The following is a 2,026-nucleotide window of genomic DNA, read 5'->3' on the forward strand; positions in this document are numbered from 1 at the left end:
TTTAACCGCGTAACAACATCGCAGGCGCAGCGGTCACGATCGGCCAGAATGAGCGGTCACGTTGACCAGAATACGCACGTGCAGATAAAAAGCAAAACGATTCGATTAATCGCTCCACATAAGGATCTGCTACCTCAATGCCTTGCATTCCCAGTCGGCTTGCGATCTTTGGATGTTGCGCTGAAAATTCACATGCCATCTCTCGCATGTAAGTTAATTCACGACTATAGTACTCAAGAAATTTGGGGTCCATTAAAGCTCTCAGGCGTAACGCCTTCTGGGTTGATATATGTGTGTCGAACGCGTCACAAACGAATTCGACATTTTTTTTACGGACAAGTAGCCATGCAGATTTTAGATTTTTAGAAAATTTACTTTAGCGGTCTCGAGATCAAATGCGCTCTGAATGCGAAACTCAAGAGGATACGGAGACCAATGAATCAATGCATTTAATTCAAAGAACAATATGTTGTAATGATTGGAATTCGCATTGTCGGTTAGCGGCCTGAGGGAAAGCGAATCTGGTAGTAGACGCGGCTCAAAATCGACAATCGCTTTACGTATCATTCTTTCTACTTTAATCCAATTGCGATCTGCGATGTATTCGCCTGATAGGGCAGGGATGCCATAATTCATCACCGAACTCGCTACGGCGGAGAGCGTTTTCTCATCGATCGCATTACTAAGATTGGTGGTGTTAAGCAATAGCGTGAGATCTCGCTTAATAACGCTACGCATGGCCTGTGTCCCAAATAAGTATTTATGGGGAGGCTCCGTATGGATGTTCGGAGCATCATCTTGCAGGCGATCAATCAACGTTGGAAGATACGTACTTGCATGCAGTTTATCTGCTTGGCTCATGGGTGATTTCTTTCCACGTTTTAATCCGTATTTTAAAAATTTTTTTAAAATAAAAATTCCTTGCTGTCGATATTTTTTGTATTGCCAGGAGTTCTTTTCGTCGTAGCATGCATCATGCTTAATCCTTTTTTTTGTCCAATGTCGTTCCCAAAATAGGTAAATAACTATCAAGACTAATCATGTGATGTTCGCGCTGGGTTAATAGCCCCGTTTTTCGATCAGGAAGGATTGCTGTGTCACCTGGAGCAAGCAGGCGAAGTATTTCTTGTGGTTCAACCTCGGCAAATAAAGCTTCAGTATTGAATTGATCCAGGTCTGAGAGAATTGTATTAATCGCCAAATCTTCTCCCAGCAGATCTTGCAGCAATGAGCCGTCTAAAAGGTCTGGTGAACTGTCTAAAAAAGGGTCCACCGGAGCTAAACTACGACTTGGCACTCCGTGGATTGCGAGGTCAAATGTATTATCGGTTTCATGCCCTAACAATGCACGCCCATATTCCGCTGCTAAAGATGCTAAAAGATCATCTGGATTCCCGAGGCCGGTTTGCGAAAGAATAGCTGCAGCAGCACCTTCCTTGTTTATCATCCAGCCTGGAGTTCTTAGCGTTGAATGAAACGACGGCCTTTGTTTTAACTCTAGATTTGAACCGTTCGAGACAATCAAATCGCTGAAACTTTGATCGTCGATTACAGTCGTATTTAATACAAGTGCGAAGTCTTCTTCGTTGCGTAGAGCGTCTACATAATCATTTTTAGTATCAAAATTATCGGATGATTTTTCAGTTTTTATCAGCATCTAATACGGTCTTTCAATAGTAAGTTTTACGCTATCAATCTCATTTTTCTTCAGACAGAGATCGTCATGCGCTACGAGTGCTAATTTTTTTAGTCGGATAGTCGGCCACTTAGCAAAGTGATCCGTCATCAAACAATTTAATGCCCGAAAATTTGATTGATACTCGCTTCACTAAACCCTCTCTCAAATAGTGTTTGCAACATGTGATAGCCCGCGTGTTGCAATCTTCAAGCCAGCTCAATGTGTCGACACAACATGTGATTGCAAGAATAAATAAATATCAATCACATTTCAGTCGAATTTTTTCCAAAAAGATATTCGTTCAAAGTTGCTTTTCGCAATTATGACTAATTTATCGTTATTTATATG

Annotated in this window: 2 protein-coding genes and 1 pseudogene; all 3 read right to left on the reverse strand. The window is 41.5% G+C overall.

Annotated features, from left to right (window positions below):
- Positions 1 to 76: 76 nt before the first annotated feature.
- Positions 77 to 253, reverse strand: a pseudogene (locus QN379_RS23325) (type VI secretion system baseplate subunit TssF); the annotation flags it as partial.
- Positions 254 to 354: 101 nt separating this feature from the next.
- Positions 355 to 861, reverse strand: coding sequence for a type VI secretion system baseplate subunit TssE (gene tssE / locus QN379_RS23330; RefSeq protein ID WP_323507747.1), 507 nt, complete (start codon positions 859 to 861; stop codon positions 355 to 357).
- A gap of 118 nt (positions 862 to 979) precedes the next feature.
- Positions 980 to 1,657 carry a TagK domain-containing protein gene (locus tag QN379_RS23335; RefSeq protein ID WP_323507748.1) on the reverse strand — a complete coding sequence of 226 codons (678 nt, stop codon included), beginning with the start codon at positions 1,655 to 1,657 and terminating at the stop codon, positions 980 to 982.
- Positions 1,658 to 2,026: the final 369 nt, after the last annotated feature.

This window comes from Glaciimonas sp. Gout2 (genome assembly GCF_035018905.1).
Lineage (GTDB): Bacteria > Pseudomonadota > Gammaproteobacteria > Burkholderiales > Burkholderiaceae_D > Glaciimonas.